This is a genomic window from Amycolatopsis sp. NPDC004378 (assembly GCF_053602455.1).
The window spans coordinates 524,480-541,860 of record NZ_JBSGDR010000001.1 but is presented as its reverse complement, the minus strand read 5'-3'; the positions used below and the strand labels follow the sequence as shown (position 1 = coordinate 541,860).

At 73.6% G+C, this 17,381-nt stretch carries 13 protein-coding genes; 9 read left to right on the top strand and 4 right to left on the bottom strand.

Annotation, left to right across the window (positions count from 1 at the left end; genetic code table 11):
- Positions 1 to 17: 17 nt before the first annotated feature.
- Positions 18 to 1,190 carry a glycoside hydrolase family 3 N-terminal domain-containing protein gene (locus ACWEN0_RS02650; protein ID WP_451968298.1) on the bottom strand — a complete coding sequence of 391 codons (1,173 nt, stop codon included), beginning with the start codon at positions 1,188 to 1,190 and terminating at the stop codon, positions 18 to 20.
- 151 nt (positions 1,191 to 1,341) lie between these two features.
- Here ACWEN0_RS02650 and ACWEN0_RS02645 point away from each other — a divergent pair, with 151 nt between their 5' ends.
- Genes ACWEN0_RS02645 through ACWEN0_RS02625 form a run of 5 tightly spaced genes read left to right on the top strand, consistent with a single transcriptional unit; the run spans position 1,342 to position 6,292 of the window.
- Positions 1,342 to 1,920, top strand: coding sequence for a response regulator transcription factor (locus tag ACWEN0_RS02645; protein ID WP_451968296.1), 579 nt, complete (start codon positions 1,342 to 1,344; stop codon positions 1,918 to 1,920).
- A 15-nt stretch (positions 1,921 to 1,935) separates the two neighbouring features.
- Positions 1,936 to 3,195, top strand: a complete 1,260-nt coding sequence (locus ACWEN0_RS02640; protein WP_451968294.1) for an extracellular solute-binding protein — start codon at positions 1,936 to 1,938, stop codon at positions 3,193 to 3,195.
- Positions 3,196 to 3,201: 6 nt separating this feature from the next.
- The gene (locus ACWEN0_RS02635; RefSeq protein ID WP_451968293.1) at positions 3,202 to 4,107 is read left to right on the top strand and encodes a carbohydrate ABC transporter permease; all 906 of its coding nucleotides are present in this window, start codon (positions 3,202 to 3,204) and stop codon (positions 4,105 to 4,107) included.
- Positions 4,104 to 4,919 carry a carbohydrate ABC transporter permease gene (locus tag ACWEN0_RS02630; RefSeq protein ID WP_451968291.1) on the top strand — a complete coding sequence of 272 codons (816 nt, stop codon included), beginning with the start codon at positions 4,104 to 4,106 and terminating at the stop codon, positions 4,917 to 4,919. Before ACWEN0_RS02635 ends, ACWEN0_RS02630 begins: the two co-directional genes overlap by 4 nt.
- A complete protein-coding gene (locus ACWEN0_RS02625; RefSeq protein WP_451968289.1) occupies positions 4,916 to 6,292 on the top strand; it encodes a GH1 family beta-glucosidase in 1,377 nt (458 codons plus the stop codon). Before ACWEN0_RS02630 ends, ACWEN0_RS02625 begins: the two co-directional genes overlap by 4 nt.
- A gap of 44 nt (positions 6,293 to 6,336) precedes the next feature.
- Here ACWEN0_RS02625 and ACWEN0_RS02620 read toward each other — a convergent pair whose 3' ends face one another.
- Positions 6,337 to 9,936 carry a BTAD domain-containing putative transcriptional regulator gene (locus ACWEN0_RS02620; RefSeq protein WP_451968287.1) on the bottom strand — a complete coding sequence of 1,200 codons (3,600 nt, stop codon included), beginning with the start codon at positions 9,934 to 9,936 and terminating at the stop codon, positions 6,337 to 6,339.
- 220 nt (positions 9,937 to 10,156) lie between these two features.
- Positions 10,157 to 13,357 carry a BTAD domain-containing putative transcriptional regulator gene (locus ACWEN0_RS02615; RefSeq protein WP_451968285.1) on the bottom strand — a complete coding sequence of 1,067 codons (3,201 nt, stop codon included), beginning with the start codon at positions 13,355 to 13,357 and terminating at the stop codon, positions 10,157 to 10,159.
- A 229-nt stretch (positions 13,358 to 13,586) separates the two neighbouring features.
- Between ACWEN0_RS02615 and ACWEN0_RS02610 the strand changes: the two genes are divergently transcribed.
- From ACWEN0_RS02610 to ACWEN0_RS02595, 4 genes are all read left to right on the top strand, one after another.
- On the top strand, positions 13,587 to 13,844 hold the full coding sequence (locus ACWEN0_RS02610) for a WXG100 family type VII secretion target (protein WP_451968283.1): 258 nt from the start codon (positions 13,587 to 13,589) through the stop codon (positions 13,842 to 13,844).
- Positions 13,841 to 14,095 carry a WXG100 family type VII secretion target gene (locus ACWEN0_RS02605; protein ID WP_451968281.1) on the top strand — a complete coding sequence of 85 codons (255 nt, stop codon included), beginning with the start codon at positions 13,841 to 13,843 and terminating at the stop codon, positions 14,093 to 14,095. Before ACWEN0_RS02610 ends, ACWEN0_RS02605 begins: the two co-directional genes overlap by 4 nt.
- 63 nt (positions 14,096 to 14,158) lie before the next feature.
- Positions 14,159 to 14,761: a helix-turn-helix transcriptional regulator gene (locus tag ACWEN0_RS02600; RefSeq protein WP_451968279.1), complete on the top strand. Its 603-nt coding sequence runs from the start codon at positions 14,159 to 14,161 to the stop codon at positions 14,759 to 14,761.
- Positions 14,762 to 14,787: 26 nt separating this feature from the next.
- Positions 14,788 to 16,113: an amidase gene (locus ACWEN0_RS02595; RefSeq protein ID WP_451968277.1), complete on the top strand. Its 1,326-nt coding sequence runs from the start codon at positions 14,788 to 14,790 to the stop codon at positions 16,111 to 16,113.
- A gap of 60 nt (positions 16,114 to 16,173) precedes the next feature.
- On the opposite strand, the gene ACWEN0_RS02590 is transcribed toward ACWEN0_RS02595, so the two are convergent.
- Positions 16,174 to 17,325 carry a cell division protein DivIVA gene (locus ACWEN0_RS02590; protein WP_451968275.1) on the bottom strand — a complete coding sequence of 384 codons (1,152 nt, stop codon included), beginning with the start codon at positions 17,323 to 17,325 and terminating at the stop codon, positions 16,174 to 16,176.
- Positions 17,326 to 17,381 lie beyond the last annotated feature (56 nt).

Here is a 17,381-nt window from a genome sequence, read left to right as displayed (position 1 = left end):
GAGGAGTTTAGGGAGGATCAGCCGCACGCGCCCTTGCTGCGCAGCACCCGCGTCACCGACTCCTGCACGCGGGCCTTCGGCAGCTCCCCGGACTGGACGGCCCGCACGAGCCGGTTCAGCACCTCGTCCACCCGGCCGCCCGAGGACCACAGCGCCTCGTCCGCACCCGCCTGCAGGGCCTTCAGAACCGCGTCCGGCAGCGGGTACTGCGCCGTGATCGCCTTCATCGCCCCGAGGTCGTCGGTCACGACCGGGCCGGTGAACCCGAATTCGCCGCGCAGCAGCTGGTACGCGGCCGGCGACACCGACGCCGGGACGCCGTTGGTCAGGTCGGGCACGTCGAGGTGGCCGACCATGACCGACACCGGCCCGTAGTCCGCGAGGTCGCGGTACGGCACCAGGTCGACGGCTCGCAGCTGCGCGAGCGGCGGCGTCACGACCGTGCCCTGGTGGGAATCGCCCGAGGCGTGACCGTGGCCCGGGAAGTGCTTCAGCACCGGGTGGACGCCCGCGTCGCGCAGGCCCGCGGCGAACGCCGTGGCGTAGGTCTTCACGCGCACCGGGTCGGGGCTGAAGGAGCGGTCGCCGATGACGTCGTCGTCCGGGGCGTCCGTGACGTCGGTGTCCGGGGCGAAGTCGACGGTCACGCCGCGGGCGCGCAGCTGGCGGCCGCGGTCGGCGGCCAGCGTGCGGACCTCGGCCGGCGACTTCGTCGCGGCCATCTCGCGCGCGGACGGGATGTCGCCGTCGAGGTCGTCGATGCGCTGGACGCGGCCGCCCTCCTCGTCGACCGAAACCGCGACCGGGAGCTGGGCCGCGGCCTGGACGGCGTCCAGGGCACGCTCTTTCAACAACGCTGTTGCGTTACCGCCGATGAAGATCCCGCCGACCTGGTTGTCGCGCACCAGCGACACCGCGGCGCCCGGGTTGTCGCCCGACACCCCCACGACGACCAGCTGCGCGACCTGGCGGCGGACGTCGAGGCCGCGCACCAGCGATGCGCAGTCACCGGGCCGGGCCAAGCCGGACGTCGGGGCCGGCGCGGGCGTCGAAGCCGGGAGGGCCCGGGGCGACGGCGCCGACGGAACCGCCGAACCCGGCACGGACGCCGATTGGCAGCCCGTGACCAGGAGGGATGCGAGGACGGTGCACAGCGCCACCCCGGAGGTGGCTGGACTTCGGCGGTTCATCGGTCCCTTCACGCGTTTCGCTTGCGCCTCGACGGTAGACGACGGGCCGACTTCACGGCGTGAAGAATGGCTCCACGCGAGCTAGAGAATTCGTGAAGGCGGCCTCAGCAGACTGACACCACCAGGACACGGACAGTGGGGAGGGGCCTCGATGGACCAGGTGCGAGTGACCGCGTGGGCGTCGGACCCGATCGCGCTCACGGGGCTGACCAACCACCTGAAGTCGCGGCCGGAGCTGCTGGTCGTCCCGCGTGCGCGCCGCGCCGAGGCGTCGGTGCTGGTGTTCGCCGTCGGGCAGGTCGACCGCGACGTCGTCGCCGCGCTGCGGGCCGCCGCCACCGAGTCGCCCGCCGCGATCGTGCTCGTCGCCGCGCACGTCGACGAGGGGCACCTGAGCCTGCTGGCCGACTGCCACGTCTCCGTGGTGCTGCCGCGGACCGCGCTCGACCGGCTCACCGACAGCGTGCTCGCCGCCGCGCGCGGGCGCACGGCGCCGCTGCGCGACCAGGTCGAAGCGCTGGCCCGCGAGGGCGCGGGGGCGTCGCTGACGCCGCGCGAGGTGGATGTGCTTCGCTTGATGGCGGAAGGCTGGGACACTGCCGAGATCGCGGGCAAGCTCTGCTACTCGGAGCGGACCGTGAAGAACGTCATCTACGCCATGACCAACCGGCTCAACCTGCGCAACCGGCCGCACGCGGTCGCCTATGCCGTGCGGGCCGGTGTGATCTGAGGGAAGCTCACGCCTGTGCGAACGCTCACCCGCCGGACGGCCGCCGTGGCCGCCGCGTTGGTCCTGCTCGCCGCCTGCAGCCCGAGTGACGCCGGTGGCAAGACGAAGCTCACCATCGCCACCTTCGGCGAATTCGGCTACGCACCCCTGATCGCGGAGTACCAGAAGCTGCACCCGGACATCACGGTGCAGAACCGCGTCACCGACTTCGACACCCACCACAAGGGGCTCGCGACGCAGCTCGCCACCGGGCACGGCGCCGCCGACGTCGTCGCCATCGAAGAGCAGTACATCCCGCAGTACCGCAAGGCGAAGGACAAGTTCGTCGACCTCGCCCAGTACGGCGCGCGCGACCTCGAAAAGCAGTGGGCGCCCTGGAAGTGGGCGCAGGGCACCGACGGCGCGTTCGTGCTGGGCCTCGGCACCGACATGGGCAGTCTCGCCCTCTGCTACCGCCGCGACCTGTTCCAGGCCGCGGGCCTGCCGGCCGACCGCGACGAAGTCGCGAAGCTGATGCCGGACTGGAACGCCTACGCGGCCACGGCCGAGCGCTTCACCGAGAAGACGCCGAACGTGAAGTTCGCCGACTCGGCGGGGACGGTCTACACGGCGATGCTCAACCAGTCGCCCGAGAACTACTTCTCCGCGGCCGACGACTCCTTCATCGCCGACCGCAACCCCAGCGTGCGCACCGCCTTCTACCTCGCCGGCGGCATCGCCGCGAAGGGCCAGACGGCGGCCGCGACGACGTTCACGCAGGCCTGGAACGTCGCCATCAAGCAGGGCAGCTTCGCGACGGTCGCCTGCCCGGCCTGGATGCTCAGCCAGATCAAGGAAGCCGGCGGCGACGCGACCAAGGGCAAGTGGGACGTCACGACCGTGCCCGGCAGCAGCGGCAACCAGGGCGGCTCGTTCCTGACCGTGCCGAAGCAGAGCGAGCACCCGAAAGAGGCGTACGAGCTCGCGCGCTGGCTGACCGCGCCGGAACAGCAGAAGAAGCTCTTCCTCTCCGACGGCATCCTGCCCAGCGAGCCGTCGGTGTACACGGACCCGCAGGTCGTCGCGCACACCGACCCGTACTTCGGGGACGCGCCGATCGGCCGGATCTTCGCCGCGTCGGCCGACAAGCTGCGGCCCAACTACCGCGGCCTGCGCGACGCCGACGTCCGGCCCGAGTTCGGCCGCGCGCTCGGCCGGATCGAGGACAAGACCGACCAGAGCGTCGACCAGGCCTGGGCGGAAGCCGTCCAGCAGGCGCAAGCCGTCCTGAAGTAGCTGCGCGTGCACCACCGGCTCGCCCGCTTCGACCGCAAGGTCACGCCGTTGCTGCTCGTCGCGCCGTTCTTCGGGCTGTTCGTCGTCTTCGGCGCGTTCCCGCTGCTGTACACCGCGTGGGTGTCGCTGCGGCACTGGAACCTCCTCGAGGGCGACCAGGGCTACCTCGGCCTCGCGAACTACGGCGAGCTGCTCACCGACCCGCGCTTCTACAACGCGCTCGGCAACACCGTCGGCATCTTCCTGATGGCGGCCGTCCCGGAGTTCCTGCTGGCGCTGGGCATCGCGGCCCTGCTCGACCGGCCGCTGCGCGGCGCGACCTGGTGGCGCACCGGGATCCTGCTGCCGAACGTCGTGTCCGTCGTCGCGGTCGGCCTCGTGTTCGGGCAGCTGTTCAGCCGCGACTACGGCGTCGTCAACGAAGTCCTCGGCTGGTTCGGCGTCGCGCCGGTGAACTGGCAGGCGAAGACCTGGACGTCGCACTTCGCGGTGGCGTCGATGGTGCTCTGGCGCTGGACGGGCTACAACGCGCTGATCTACCTGGCCGCGATGCAGGCCGTGCCCGGCGACCTCTACGAAGCCGCGGCGCTGGACGGCGCTTCGCGGTGGCGGACGTTCTGGTCGGTCACCGTGCCGGGCATCCGGCCCGCGCTGGCCTTCACCGCGATCGCCGGCACGGTCAACGGCCTGCAGCTGTTCGCCGAGCCGCAGCTGTTCGACGCCGGCGGGTCCGGCGGGACCGGCGGCAACGACCGCCAGTTCCAGACCCTCGTGATGTACCTGTACGAGAAGGGTTTCACGCACTTCGACGCCGGTTACGCGGCCGCGCTGACGTGGGTGATGTTCGTGATCTGCGCGCTGTTCGCGCTGGTCAACTACCGGCTGGTGCGCCGGTTCGTGAGGGCCGCGTGAAGCGCCCCGGCGGCTGGGTCTACGTCGTGCTCGTCGGCGTGCTCGGCGCGTCGATCTTCCCGCTGTACTGGTCGTTCGTGGTGTCCACAAGGGACAACTCGGCGATCGGGGAGACGTCTCCGCTGCTGCTGCCGGGCGGGCACCTCTTCGAGAACGTGCGCCGCGTGTTCGACACCGTCGACTTCTGGCTCGCCATCGGGAACTCGCTGATCGTCGCGGGCACCGTGATGGTGTCCAACGTCGTGCTGGCGAGCCTGGCCGGGTTCGCGTTCGCGCGGCTGCGGTTCCCCGGCCGCAACACGCTGTTCCTGCTCGTCGTCGGCTCGGCGATGGTGCCGGCCCAGCTTGGCGTCATCCCGCTGTACCTGGTGGTCGGCGACCTCGGCTGGTACGGGCGGCTGGAGGCGGTGATCGTGCCCGGGCTGCTCAGCGCGTTCAGCGTGTTCTGGATGCGCCAGGCGTGCGAGAACGCGATCGACGCGGACCTCGTCGACGCCGCGACCGTCGACGGCGCGTCGATCCTGCGCACGTACTGGCACGTCGCGGTGCCCTCGCTGCGCCCGGCGGCCGCGGTGCTCGCGATGCTCACGTTCATGGCCACCTGGAACGACTACTTCTGGCCGCTGGTGGTCCTCGACCCGAACGAAACCCCGACGGTGCAGGTCGCCCTGTCCCAGCTGGCCAGCGGGTACTACACCGACTACGCGCTCATGCTCACCGGCGCGACCGTGGGCGTGCTGCCCGTGATCGCGCTGTTCCTGGTGCTGGGCCGCCACATCGTCCGGGGGATCCTGAGAGGAGCGCCAGTATGACCGAGCTTTCGTTTCCGGCGGGCTTCCTGTGGGGCGCGGCGACCGCGTCCTACCAGGTCGAGGGCGGGGTGCGGGAAGGCGGCCGCGGCCCGTCCATTTGGGACACCTTCGCGGCGGTGCCGGGCAACGTGCAGGACGGCGCGTCCGGCGAGGTCGCCTGCGACCACTACCACCGCTACGCCTCGGACGTCGGGCTGCTCGCGGACCTGGGCCTCGGCGCGTACCGGTTCTCGGTGGCGTGGCCGCGGGTGATGCCGGACGGGCGGACGGCGTCGGCGGCCGGGCTCGCGTTCTACGACCGGCTGGTGGACGAGCTGCTGCGCCGCGACGTCGTGCCGGTGCTGACGCTGTACCACTGGGACCTGCCGCAGGCGCTGGAGGACGAAGGCGGCTGGCCGGCCCGCGACACGGCGTACCGGTTCGCCGAGTACGCGGCGGTGGTCCACGACGCCCTCGGTGACCGCGTCAACCAGTGGACGACGATCAACGAGCCGTTCTGCGCGGCGTTCCTCGGGTACGGCAGCGGGGTGCACGCACCGGGCGTCCAGGACTACGACACGGCCCTGGTCGCGGCGCACCACCTGCTGCTCGGGCACGGCCTGGCGACGCGGGCGCTGACCGAGCAGGCGCGGCCGGGGCACGAGTTCTCGCTGGCGCTGAACTTCGCCCCGGCGCTGGCGGACGGCACGTCGCCGGCGCACGAGGAGGCGGCGCGGAAGTTCGACGGGATCCACAACCGGTTCTTCCTCGACCCGGTGCTGGGCCGCGGCTACCCCTCGGACGTCGTGGCCGACGTCGCGCACCACGGCGGCCGGTTCGCGGCCTCGGTGCGCGACGGCGACACGGACACCATCGCGGCGGCGATCGACTGGCTGGGCGTCAACTACTACGCGCCCGCGCGCGTCACGCCGCTCGAGGACCCGCTCGGGCCGAGCAACTGCCCGCTGCCGGGGTTGCGGGGGCTGGACGTCCTGCCCGCTCCGCCACCGCTGACGGCGTTCGGGTGGGAGCAGTCGCCCTCGACGCTCACTTCGCTGCTCGACTGGATTTCCACGCGGTCCGGCGGGCTGCCGCTGGTGGTGGCCGAGAACGGCGCGTCCTTTGTGGACACCGTGGTGGCCGGCCGGGTGCACGACGCCGCCCGCGTGAACTACTTCCTCGAGCACCTGCACGCGGTCCACGACGCGATTCGCGGCGGCGCGGACGTCCGCGGGTACTTCGCCTGGTCACTGCTGGACAACTTCGAGTGGGCGATGGGCTATTCGCAACGCTTCGGCCTCGTGCACGTGGACTTCGAAACCCAGGAACGCACGGTCAAGGACTCGGGCCGCTTCCTCGGCCGGATCGCGAAGGCCAACGCCCTCCCGGACTAGCCGTGTCGACCCTCCGATCACGCGTGATTCGAGGGTCGACACGGTCAGGGGCGTCGGCGGAAGGCGTCGGCGACGCCCGAGCGGGACGGTGTTTCCAGCTTGCCCAGCAGGCGGGCCACGTGGGCCTGCACCGTCCGGCGGGGGAGGGACAGCTCCGTCGCGATGTCCGGGTTGGACCGGCCCTCGGCGACCAGGCTCGCGATCCGGACCTCGATCGGTGTCAGGGACTCCCAGCCGTGGCCGGGGCGGATCGCGGCGAACATCGCGCCGCGGCGGACCCCCAGCCGGCGCAGCCGGGTCTCCGCCCGGCGCAGGTCCCAGCGGGCTCCCAACGCCGTGTACAGCTCCGCGGCCTCCTCGAACGCCGCGTGGGCCGCGTCCAACCGACCGGCTCGAGCGAGCAGGACCGCCGCGTCTTCCAATGCCGTCGCCAGCTCCGGGCGACGGCCGACCGCCCGGAAGTGCTCCGCCGTCTCCAGGACCGCGGCCGGGTCCTCCTCGATCAGCCCGCGGCACCACGACGCCGCCGCGTGCGCCCGGGCCGGCCGTCGCTCCTTCGCCGCTTCCTCTTCGCACACCGCCAACGCCCGGCCGGCGCGGACGCGGTCGTCCTGCTCCATCGCCAGGCGGACGAACGTCGGCAGCCACTGGTGCCGCAGCATCATCTGCGCGTACGTCGGGTTGAGGATCGGTTCGAGGACGGTCATCGCGCGGGCCCGGTCGCCGCGCTGCTCCGCGGCGAGGGCGTCCGCGACCAGCAGGAAGTCGAAGCTCTCGCGCTCGGCGCCGGTGGCCGGGGCGTACTCCTCCGCCGCGTCGAGGTGAGCCGCGGCCTGTGCGCGGTCGTCACGGCGGCCCGCGATCAGCGCCGCGACGCCGTGCAGCAGCAGCGCCGCCGGGCCGGGCTCGCGCAGGCCGTAGAACGTGATCGCCGGGCCGTCCTCGGTGACGGTGTCCAGCTCGACCAGCGCCTCGTCCCAGCGGCCCTCCCAGTACCGGTGGACCGCGACCGACACCTGCAGGCCGACGGGCATCGCGTGCCGCGCCGCGACTTCGCCCGCCGCGCGCAGGGCCTCGTTCGCCTCGGCGAGCCGGTCGAGGTTCTGCAGCGTGAAGACGCGGTTGTCGAGCAGGTCGAGGTGCAGGTCGGCCAGCTCGTGTTCGTCGCCGACCGCGTCGATCGCCGCGTCGATGTGCGCGAGCGCGGAGTCGTGCTCGCGGCGCACGGAATCGACCAGCCACAACGTCTGCAGCGCGTGCGCGGTCAGGTACCGGTCGCCGCCGGCGAGCGCTTTCGTCTCGTGCGCGGCCTTCTCCGCGGTGTCCAAATCGGACAGGTCGCCCCGGCGGAAGTTCGCCAGGAGCTGCCGGTGCCGCACCCGCCAGAGCTCCGGCACGGCCGGGTCGTCGGGTGACGCGCCGAGCGTCGCGACCGCGCCCTCGGTGTCGCCGCGGCGGTGCTTCAGGGCCGCGAGCACGTGCCGCACCTCCTCGACGGAGTCGGGGTCGGTGGCGACTTCGAGGGCCTGCTGCGCCAGGCTTTCCGGGTTGCGCTCCAGCCGGAAGAGCACCTTGACCAGTGCCACCAGCAGGATTTCGCGGCGCGGGTCGTCGCTGGGGCACGTGGCGAGTGCCCGCTCCAGCAGTTCGACGGCGATCAGCGGCGCCCGGTTCGACACGGCCGCGTGGTGGCCCGTCAGCCAGTCCAGCACCCATTCGTCCACAGTGGCCGGTGCGGCGACCAGCTGCTCGGCGACGCGCTTGACCGGCGCGCCGATCCCGGCGAGCGCCTCGGCGGCCTGGCGGTGCAGCGCCGCGCGCGTCCCGGCGAGCAGCCGGTCGTAAAGCGCTTGCCGGAGCAGGGGATGCCGGAACGCCAGCTGCGTCCCGGTGTCGATCAGGACGTTCGCCGCGACGGCTTCTTCCAGCGGCTCCAGCAGGTCCGACGGCCGCGTGCCGAGCACCGCGGCGATGTCCCCGACCGCGAACTCCATGCCCAGCAACGCGCCCCAGCGCAGCACTTCCTGCGTCCGCGCGGGGAGGAAGTCGAGCCGCCGGTCCACCGCCGCGACCAGCGAGCGCGGCGCCTCGAACTCCTCGCGCTCGTCGACGTCGGCCTGACCGCCACTCAGCTCGACGGCCCCGGCCTGCACCAGGACGTCGACCATTTCCTTGACGTACAACGGGTTTCCCGCACCACGGGCGGCCAGCTCGCGCAGTCCCGGCCCGGGGGCCGCACCGATCCGGTCCTCGATCAGCCGGCCGACGTCCTCGCCGGTCAACGGCCCGAGGTCGAGCACGACGCCGTCGCGCGCCTGGACGCCGCGGCGCAGCTGGGCGAGCTCGGCGCGGTCCGGCGCCGGCCGGGTCGCGGCCACCAGCAGCAGCGGCAGCTGCCGGGTCGCCGCGCACAGGCGGTGCCAGACCAGCACGGACGCCTCGTCGGCCCACTGCAGGTCGTCGAGCACGAGCACCTGCGGCGAGTCCGCGCACAGCTCGTCGACCAGGGCCAGCAGCCGGTCGACGGCGCCGAGCACCGGGTCGGCCGGGCCCCAGCTGCGCCGGACCGGGCCCTCGCCGGCGAGCTCGTTCGCGACCCGCGCGCGCCGCGGGTCGGCCGAATGCGCGTCGATCGCCAGGCACTCCAGCATCACCTGCAGCGGGAACCGGGTGCTCAGCTCGTCGGCCGCCGCCGCGAGCCGCTGGAAACCGGGGCCGTCCGGCAGCGAGCTGGCGAGCAGCTCGGACTTGCCGATCCCGGCCTCGCCTTCGATCCACACGGCCCGGCCGCGCCCGGCCCGGACGTCGGCGACGAGCTCGGCGAGCTTCGCCGTCTCGGCTTCGCGGCCGAAGAGGCGGTGCCCGGTGACCTCGACCGGCGCCGCGGGCGCGTCGAGTGCCGGGTCCTGGGCGAGGATCTGCTGGTGGAGCCGCTGGAGCGCCGGGCCGGGTTCGACGCCCAGCTCGTCGACGAGGGTGGCGCGGGCGTCGCGGAAGACGTCGAGCGCGTCGGCGGGCCGGCCGCTGCGGTAGAGGGCGACCATGAGCGACTCGCGCAGCGACTCCCGCAGCGGGTGTTCACCGGCGAGCACCGCCAGCTCCGGCGCGAGGTCGAGGTGCCCGCCGAGGGCCAGCAACGCCTGCGCGCGCCGCTCGAGCGTGTTGAGCCGCAGCTCGGCGAGGTATTCGCGGTGCCGCTCGGCGAACTCGCCGGGGACGCCGGAAAGCGCTTCGCCCTGCCAGAGCGCGAGGGCGGCGTCCAGCTCGGTGACGGCCGCCCGTGGGTCGCCCCGGTCGAGGAGCAGCTGCGCGCTTTCGCGATGTCGTTCGAAGACGGCCGCGTCGAGGGCGTCTTCACCGAGCAGCAATGAGTACCCGGCGGGGTCCGACACCAGGACGCTGGCGGCCGACCAGCGCGACCGGTCCGGTTCGAGCGCCCGCCGCAGCCCCGAGACGTATGTGTGGACGCTGCCCTCGACGCTCGCAGGCGCGGCGTCGCCCCAGACCCCGGCGATCAGCTCGGCCCGCGGGACCGGACGGCCGGCGTTGACCGCGAGCACGGCGAAGATGGCACGCTGACGAGCGGGGCCGAGGCCGATTTCGGCCGCCCCGCGCCAGGCCCGTAGCGGGCCGAGCAAGCCCACTCGCAGACTGGTGTCCGCTTCCCCTAGCATGCCGTTCCGTTCCCTCTGGGGACGAACCCGCCGGGGGCGGGCCCCCAGGACCCCGGCGGACATCTCTCGGTGCCGACTTCTCCGGCAGCTTACTGACGTGGCAAGCCCGGAAGGGTTGCGCGGTGGCCGGATGATCCCGGCTTCGGGCGGGCCGAGTACCGATCACCCGATCGATATGCCCGCGGCGGACCTACTCCCCGGCGGCGGCGCGTGGCCGGACCGCGTTGGCGCGCCGGATGCCGAACGGCTGCATGCGGCTCTCCGCGCGCCGGACGTCCCACACCGCGCCCATGCCGGTGTACGCGGTCAGCGCGGCCCGGAACTCCGTCCGGGCGGCGTCGAGCCGGCCCGTCCGGGCCAGCAGGATCGCCGCGTCCTCGCTCGCCTTGGCCTGCTTGAGCAGCCGGCCCGCGACGCGGTAGTGGGAGACCGCCGTCAGCACCGGTTCGGGGTCGCCGGTGACCAGGCCGCGACAGTGCGCGGCCGCCGCCGCGTGCGCGGGCGGGACTTCGCCGTCGGTCTCCAGCAGGCGCAGCGCCTGGCGCGCGCGTTCGGTGTCGCCGAGCTGCCCGGCGAGCCGCACGAGGTCCGGCAGCCACTGGTGCCGCGCGGCGGGAGGGTAGTTCTCCTCCAGCAGCGGCAGCAACGCGGCCAGCGCGGCCTCGGGCCGGCCGTCCTGCTCGGCCAGCAGGGCCCGGGCCGCGAGCAGGAAGTCGCCGCCGTCGGGCTCCAGCCCCTGCGGCCAGTGCTGCCGCCCGGCCAGGTCGACGTGGGTCCGGGCCTGCGCCGGCTCGCCGCGGTGCCCGGCGATCAGCGCGCCGACGCCGTGCACGAGCAGGAGCGAGCCGGGACTGCGCAAGACGTACGACGTCGTTTCCGCGCGATCGCGGATCACCGCGTCCAGCTCTTCGAGGGCTTCGGCCCAGCGGCCCAGCCAGTAGTAGTGCACGGCACCGGCCAGGTGCATCTCGCCGGGCACCGCGCGGGTGGCGGCGATCCGCCGGGCCGCGTCGAGGGGTTCGGCGGCTTCGTCGAGGCTGTCGATGGTCGGCACGGACAGCGCCGCGTCGTCGAGCGGGTGCAGCCCGGCCGGCACCAGGTCCGTCTCGTCGCCGAGCTTTTCCAGCGTCGCCAGCAGGGATTCGTGCCGCCCGCGCCACGTCTCGGGGACGTCGGCGTCGTCGAGGGTCCGCTTCAGCTCGGCCGTCGCCTCGGCGAAGTCGCCGCGGCGGTAGTAGACGTACGCCAGGATCCAGCGCATTTCGGCCGCACGCCTGCTGTCCGACGTCCGCGCGACGACCGAGCGCGCCTCGGCCTCCGGCTCCCGGCCGAGCCAGAACAGCAGCCGGGCCAGGGTCGCGGTCAGCGTCTCGCGCGCGTCCGGCGGCAGCGCGCCCTGCGTGACGGCGTGGCGCAGCAGGTCGACGGCGACCCGCGGGGTCTCGGTGGCGACCGTGCCGATGTTGTCCAGCAGCCAGGCGGTCACCCACGGGTCAACCTGCGCGGGCGCGGCGGCGAGCTGCTCGGCGACGCGGTCGGCGGGCGCGCCCGCGGCGGTGAACGCCTCGGCCAGCTGCCGGTGCAGCGCCACGCGCATCGCCGCGGGCGTCTTTTCGTAGAGCACGCGGCGCAGCAACGGGTGCCGGAACGCCAGCCGGTCACCCGACTCGACGAGCACGCCGGACGTGATCGCCTCGTCGACCGCGCCGACCAGCGCCGTGGGCGGCCGCTCGGTGGCGACGGCGATGTCCGACAACGAGAACGCCCGCCCCAGCAACGCGGCCCAGCGCAGCGTGTCGCGCGTGCCGCTGGAGAGGAAGCTCAGGTACAGCGTGATCCGCGACCCCAGCGGCGCCGGGATGGTCTGGCAGGAGTTGCCGTCCAGGTGCGCGTGGACGCCGTCGAGCACGATCATCGACTGCGCCAGCAGCGTCTCGACGATTTCCCTGGCGTAGCGCGGGTTCCCGGACGCGTACGACACGAGTGTCCGCAGGCCCGGCCCGGGTGGCGCGCCGACGAGCTCGGTGGCCAGCTCGTGCGTGTCGGCCTCGGTCAGCGGCGGCAGGGCGAGCACGGTGACATCGTTGTCGAGCTCAGCTCGCAGCTCGTCGAGCGCGGCCGGCCGTGGCACGGGCCGCGACGCGCCGACGAGCAGCAGCGGCAGCTGCCGCGTCTCCCGGCTCAGGTAGCGCCAGACGCGCAACGTGGTGTCGTCGGCCCAGTGCAGGTCGTCGATCGCGAGCACCAGCGGCGCTTCCGCGCACAGCTCGCGGACCAGCCCGAGCAGGCCGTCGACGGGGTCTTCGCCGGACTGCTCGCCGAGCCGCGCGGCGAGGTTCGCGCGGCGCTCGTCGGTGGCCCGCGGGTGCACGCCGAGCGCGTCGAGCAACGGCCGCAGCGCGAACCGCTGGTCGAGCGCGTCCGCCGCGGCGAAGGCGGGCTTCAGGTCCTGGGCCATGGTGAGCAGCTCGGCCAGCAGCGCGGTGCGGCCGCTGCCCGGTTCGCCTTCGAGCCACAGCGACCGGCCGGCGCCCGCCTCGAGATCGGCGACGGCTTCGCGCAGCCGGGCCAGTTCGGCCTCGCGGCCGACGAAGACGTCCGCGCGATCCGGAAGTGACGTCACGGGGAACCGTGTCACGCGCACGGGGGCCGGCGGCGGCTTCGGGGCCGGTTTTTCCAGCAGCTGCTCGTAAATCCGCCGCAGTGCGGGCCCCGGCTCGGTGCCCGACGACTCGACCAGCTTGTCCCGGACGTCGGTGTACACGGCGATCGCCTCGGTGCGCCGGTCCGAGCGGGCCAGGGCGCGCATGAGCAAGCCGCGCAACGTTTCGCGGTACGGGTGTTCGCGGGTCAGCGCGGTCAGCTCGGCGACGAGTTCGGCGTGCCCGCCCGATTCCAGCACGATCTCGGCACGCCGCTCGATCGTCGCCAGCCGCACCTCGGCCAGCCGGGCGCGCTGCGCCGCGGCGAACGGCCCGGGCAGCCCGGACAGCGGGACGCCGTGCCAGAGGTCCAGTGCCTCGTCGAGGATTTCGCGCGCACCTCGCAGATCGCCGGCGGATTGCTTGCGCTGAGCCAGCTCCCGCAGCGCTTCGAAGCGGTGGACGTCGATCGCGCCGGCGTCGAGGCGCAGCGAATAGCCGGACCCGATCGACGCGAGCAGCTGCGGGCCCTCGCCCTTGGCGCGGCCGGGTTCGAGGGCGCGCCGCAGGCCGGAGACGTAGGTGTAGATGGATCCTTGCGCGCTCTGCGGCGGCGCCTCGCCCCAGACGGCGTCGATCAGCTCCTCGCGCGAGACCGTGCGGTTCGGGTTCATCGCCAGTGCCGCGAGAACCGTCCGACGGTGCGCGGAGCCGAGGTCGAGCTCCGTGTCCCCCTGCCAGGCTTTCACCGGGCCGAGCATTTGGAGTCTCGGTGCGGAGCCTTCCGCAGCCGACATCGATCTCCCTTCGTGCGCTGACGAACCGTCACGCGCCGGATGCCTGACGTGAGCATACGCGGCCGCGGTGAACCGGCAGGCAAGGATGGCGGACATTCGGGCAACGGGGCACGGGCCGGGGTTCCGCCGCGCCGACGGCGTGCGCCACCCTCGGGACGCCCCCGAGACCCGAGGAGCCCGAATGGCCACAGCCGCGCCGACGGAGGACATGAAGCGGGCCGCCGCCCGGTTCGCGTACGCCATCGAGACGGCGGGTGCCCGGCTGCGCGCTGTCGACAGCGGGATGGCGATGGTCCAGGCCTCGTGGCGCGGCGAGGCGTCCGTGCGGCTGGGCCAGGCGATGAGCGACTGGGAGCAGGAGTTCGACGTGATCCTCGCGAGCTTGGCGCGGCTGGTCGAGGCGACCGGCGGCCGGGTGCCGCGGCCCCGGCGGTCATGACCCGGCACGAGCTCGAACTCGGCTTCGCGGACCTGGTGCTGGACCGGATGGGGGCGATCACCGGCGAGCTGGGCGACCTGCTCGCCGAGCTGGAGTCGTCGGTGGAGCCGGAGCTGGCCGGCTGGACGGCCGAAGCGCGGGAGGAGTACCTGCGCGCGAAGCGGGACTGGGCGCGGGCGGCCGCGCGGATGCCGGCGTGCGTGGCGCGGGCGCGGGCGGCGTTCGGCGAGCTCGGCCGCGGGGTGCGGTGATTCCTTCACGTGCGTGAAGACGGAATAGGGAAGGCGTGAAGACACGCAGTTCACACTGCTGTCATGAAGCCCGTCGAAGTGGCCGTCCTCGCCTCGGACCCGATCACGCACGCCGGCGCGGTGACCCTCCTGGAGTCCCATCCGGACGTCCGGGTCACCGACCTCGTGCCCGACGTGCTGCTGGTGATGGAAGAACACGTCACCGAGGCGGTGCTGGGGGAGATCCGCGCGGCCAAGGCGTCGCACGTCGTGCTGGTCGTCGAGCACTTCCGCGAGAGCGACCTGATGGCGGTGCTGGAGAGCGGCGTCGTCGCGATCCTGCCGCGCCGCGAGACCGGCGGCGCCGAGCTGGTGACGGCGGTGCTCGCCGCGGGCGACGGCACGGCGAACCTGCCGCCGCGGCTGCAGGGCGCGCTGCTCTCCCAGGTCCAGCGGATGCGCAAGGACGTCCTGGAGCCGAACGGGCTCACGCTGTCCGGGCTCGCCGCGCGCGAGTGCGACGTGCTGCGGCTGGTCGCCGAGGGCTTCGGGACCGAAGAGATCGCCGCCAAGCTGTGCTACTCCGAGCGGACCGTGAAGAACGTCCTCTACGGCCTGATGACGCGCTGTGGCCTCAACAACCGCGCCCACGCCGTCGCCTACGCGCTGCGGGCGGGCGCCATCTGACCCCTGGTGCGGCTAGGGTCACGATCATGGTGTTGACCGCAGCGGAGATCGCGGCGTCCGTCCGGGCCGGGCAGCTCGACCCGGTGGACGTGACCAAGGAAGCCCTCGACCGGATCGCCGCGGCGGACGGCGTCGTCGGCGCCTTCCGCCGGGTGCGCGCCGACGAGGCGCTGGCGGAGGCCGCCGAGGTGGCCGCGCGGCCCGATCTCGCGTCCCTGCCGCTGGCCGGGGTGCCCGTGGCCGTCAAGGACGTCACCGCGATCGCGGGCGAGTTCGCCTCGCACGGTTCCGAGGCGGGGCCGTCCGCGCGGTTCGAGGAAGACGGCGTGATCGCGGCCCGGCTGCGCGCGGCCGGCGCGGTGCTCGTCGGGCTGACGCGGGTGCCGGAACTGTGCGTCTGGCCGATGAGCGACACCCCGGACGGCATCGCCCGCAACCCCTGGGACCCGACGTACGCGTCGGGTGGCTCGTCCGGCGGCAGCGCGGCGGCCGTGGCGGCCGGGCTGGTCCCGCTGGCCCACGGCACGGACGGCATGGGCTCGGTCCGCCTCCCGGCGGCGATGTGCGGCCTGGTCGGGCTGAAGCCGGGCGCGGGCCCGCTGTCGGAGGGCGGCTGGTTCGGCATGTCGGTGCACGGCCCGCTGGCCACGACGGTCGCCGACGCGGCGCTGCTGTTCTCGGTGCTGGCCGGCGCCCCGGACCTGGCCGCGGTGCCTTCGCCGTCGTCCGTGCGGATCGGCATGACGACGACCGTGCCGCTGCTGCGCACGCCCGTCCCGAAAGAACTGGTCGCGGCGGTCTCCCAGGCGGCGGGCCTGCTCGCCTCGGCGGGCCACGCGATCTCGCCGTCGGCCCCGCGCTACCCGGCGACGATGGTGGCGGGCATGACGGCCCGCTGGTGCGCGGGCCCGGCCGTCCAGGCCCGCGACTTCGACTTCCGCCGCTTCCAGCGCCGGACGCGCACGCACGTGCGGGCGGGCCGGCTGCTGATGCGCGCGGGCCTGATCCGGTCGAGCACCCGCGACCGGTGGGTCGCCCGCGCGGAGGAGTACTTCGCGGCGCACGACGTCCTGATGACGCCGACGCTGTCGCACTGGCCGGTGAAGGCGGGGCGCTGGCACGAGCGGCGGTGGCTGACGAACGTCCTGCCGTCGACGCGCCTGGCCGGCTTCACCGGGCAGTGGAACCTCGCCGGCTACCCGGCGATCACGGTCCCGGTCGGCCGCTCGGTCCGGTCCGGGCTGCCGACGTCGGTCCAGCTGATCGCGCGGCCGGGCGAGGAGTCGCTGCTGCTCGGCCTGGCGGCCCAGCTGGAGTCGGCCAACCCCTGGCCCCGCACCGCCCGCGGCTGACGCCCCCGGACGCCGTGAAGCCCACCTTGCGGAACTCGCAAGGTGGGCTTCACGAACTGCTCAGGAGCCGGGCTTGCTCGCCGTCGGCGACAGCGGCTTGGCGCCGTTGCCGTTCCCGTTGGCCGGCTTGGTCGCCGGGCCGTGGGAGTTCCCCGGCTTGACCGCCGGCTTGGGGGCCGGCGCCGCGGCCTTGACCGCCGGCTTCGCCGCCGACGGGATCGACGGCTGCACCACCGGGACCACTGGCGCGGCCGGAGTGGTCTGGGAGTCGGGCGTGTCGCCGCCCACGAGCTTGGACGCCTGGGGGATCACGGCCTCCTCGGGCAGCGTCGCCAGCTGCGTCTCGCTGCGGTTGAGGATGTCCTCGGCCTGCGCCAGGCTCTTGCGGGCCTGCTCGCGGATCTCCGCCAGCCGCTCGACCTTGCGGTTCGCCGCGGTCGTGCGCTGGGCCGCCTGGGTGGTCGCCTCGTCGAGGCGGCGCTTCGCCTCCGCCGTCGCCTCGTCGAGCCGCCGCTTGGCCTCCGCGGTCGCTTCCGCGAGCCGGCGCTCGGCCTGGTTCTTGCTCGCCGTGCGCTGGTCCGCGACGTGCTTCTCCAGCGCCGCCTTCTGGGCCGCCTGGGACGCCTCGAACTCGCGCTCCAGCTTCCGCCGCTTGCGCTCCGCCTCGTTGTCGAGCAGTTCCCGCCGCTGGGCCGCTTCGACCGTGAGCCGCTGGACCTCGGCGCGCGTCTCGGACAGCGCCTTCTCGTGCTCCGAGTGCAGCAGGTCGGCCTGCTTGTCGAGCTCCGCGACGAGCTTCGAGTAGCGCTCACGCAGCTTCGTCGACGCCTCGGTCGAGCCCGCCCACGTCTTCTCCGCGGCGGCCTCGGCGCGCTTGATGATCTCGTCCGCGCGAGCCTGGGCGAGGGTCACCGTGCGCTGCATCCGCTCGTCGAGGTCCTCGAGCCGCTCCGGCGGCTTCTTCAGCTCCTCGATGCGGGCTTCGAGGGACGCGACCTGCTGCCGGACGGACTCGGCTTCGCGGGCCGCGGCCGCGGCCTGCTGCACCGCGGTGTCGCGCTCGCTGAGGACGCGGCGCAGCTGCGCCTCGACGTGGTCGAGGTACTGCCGCACCTCGTTGCGGTCGTAGCCGTGCCAGGCCTGCGTGTACTCACGACGAAGGGGGAGGAGGCCGTTGAGGGCGCTTGCGGCGGGGTCGCGCTCAGGAACCATGGGCCCGACCGTACCCGGGCACGCACCGCTTACGCCCTTCGGCTTAACAAATCACC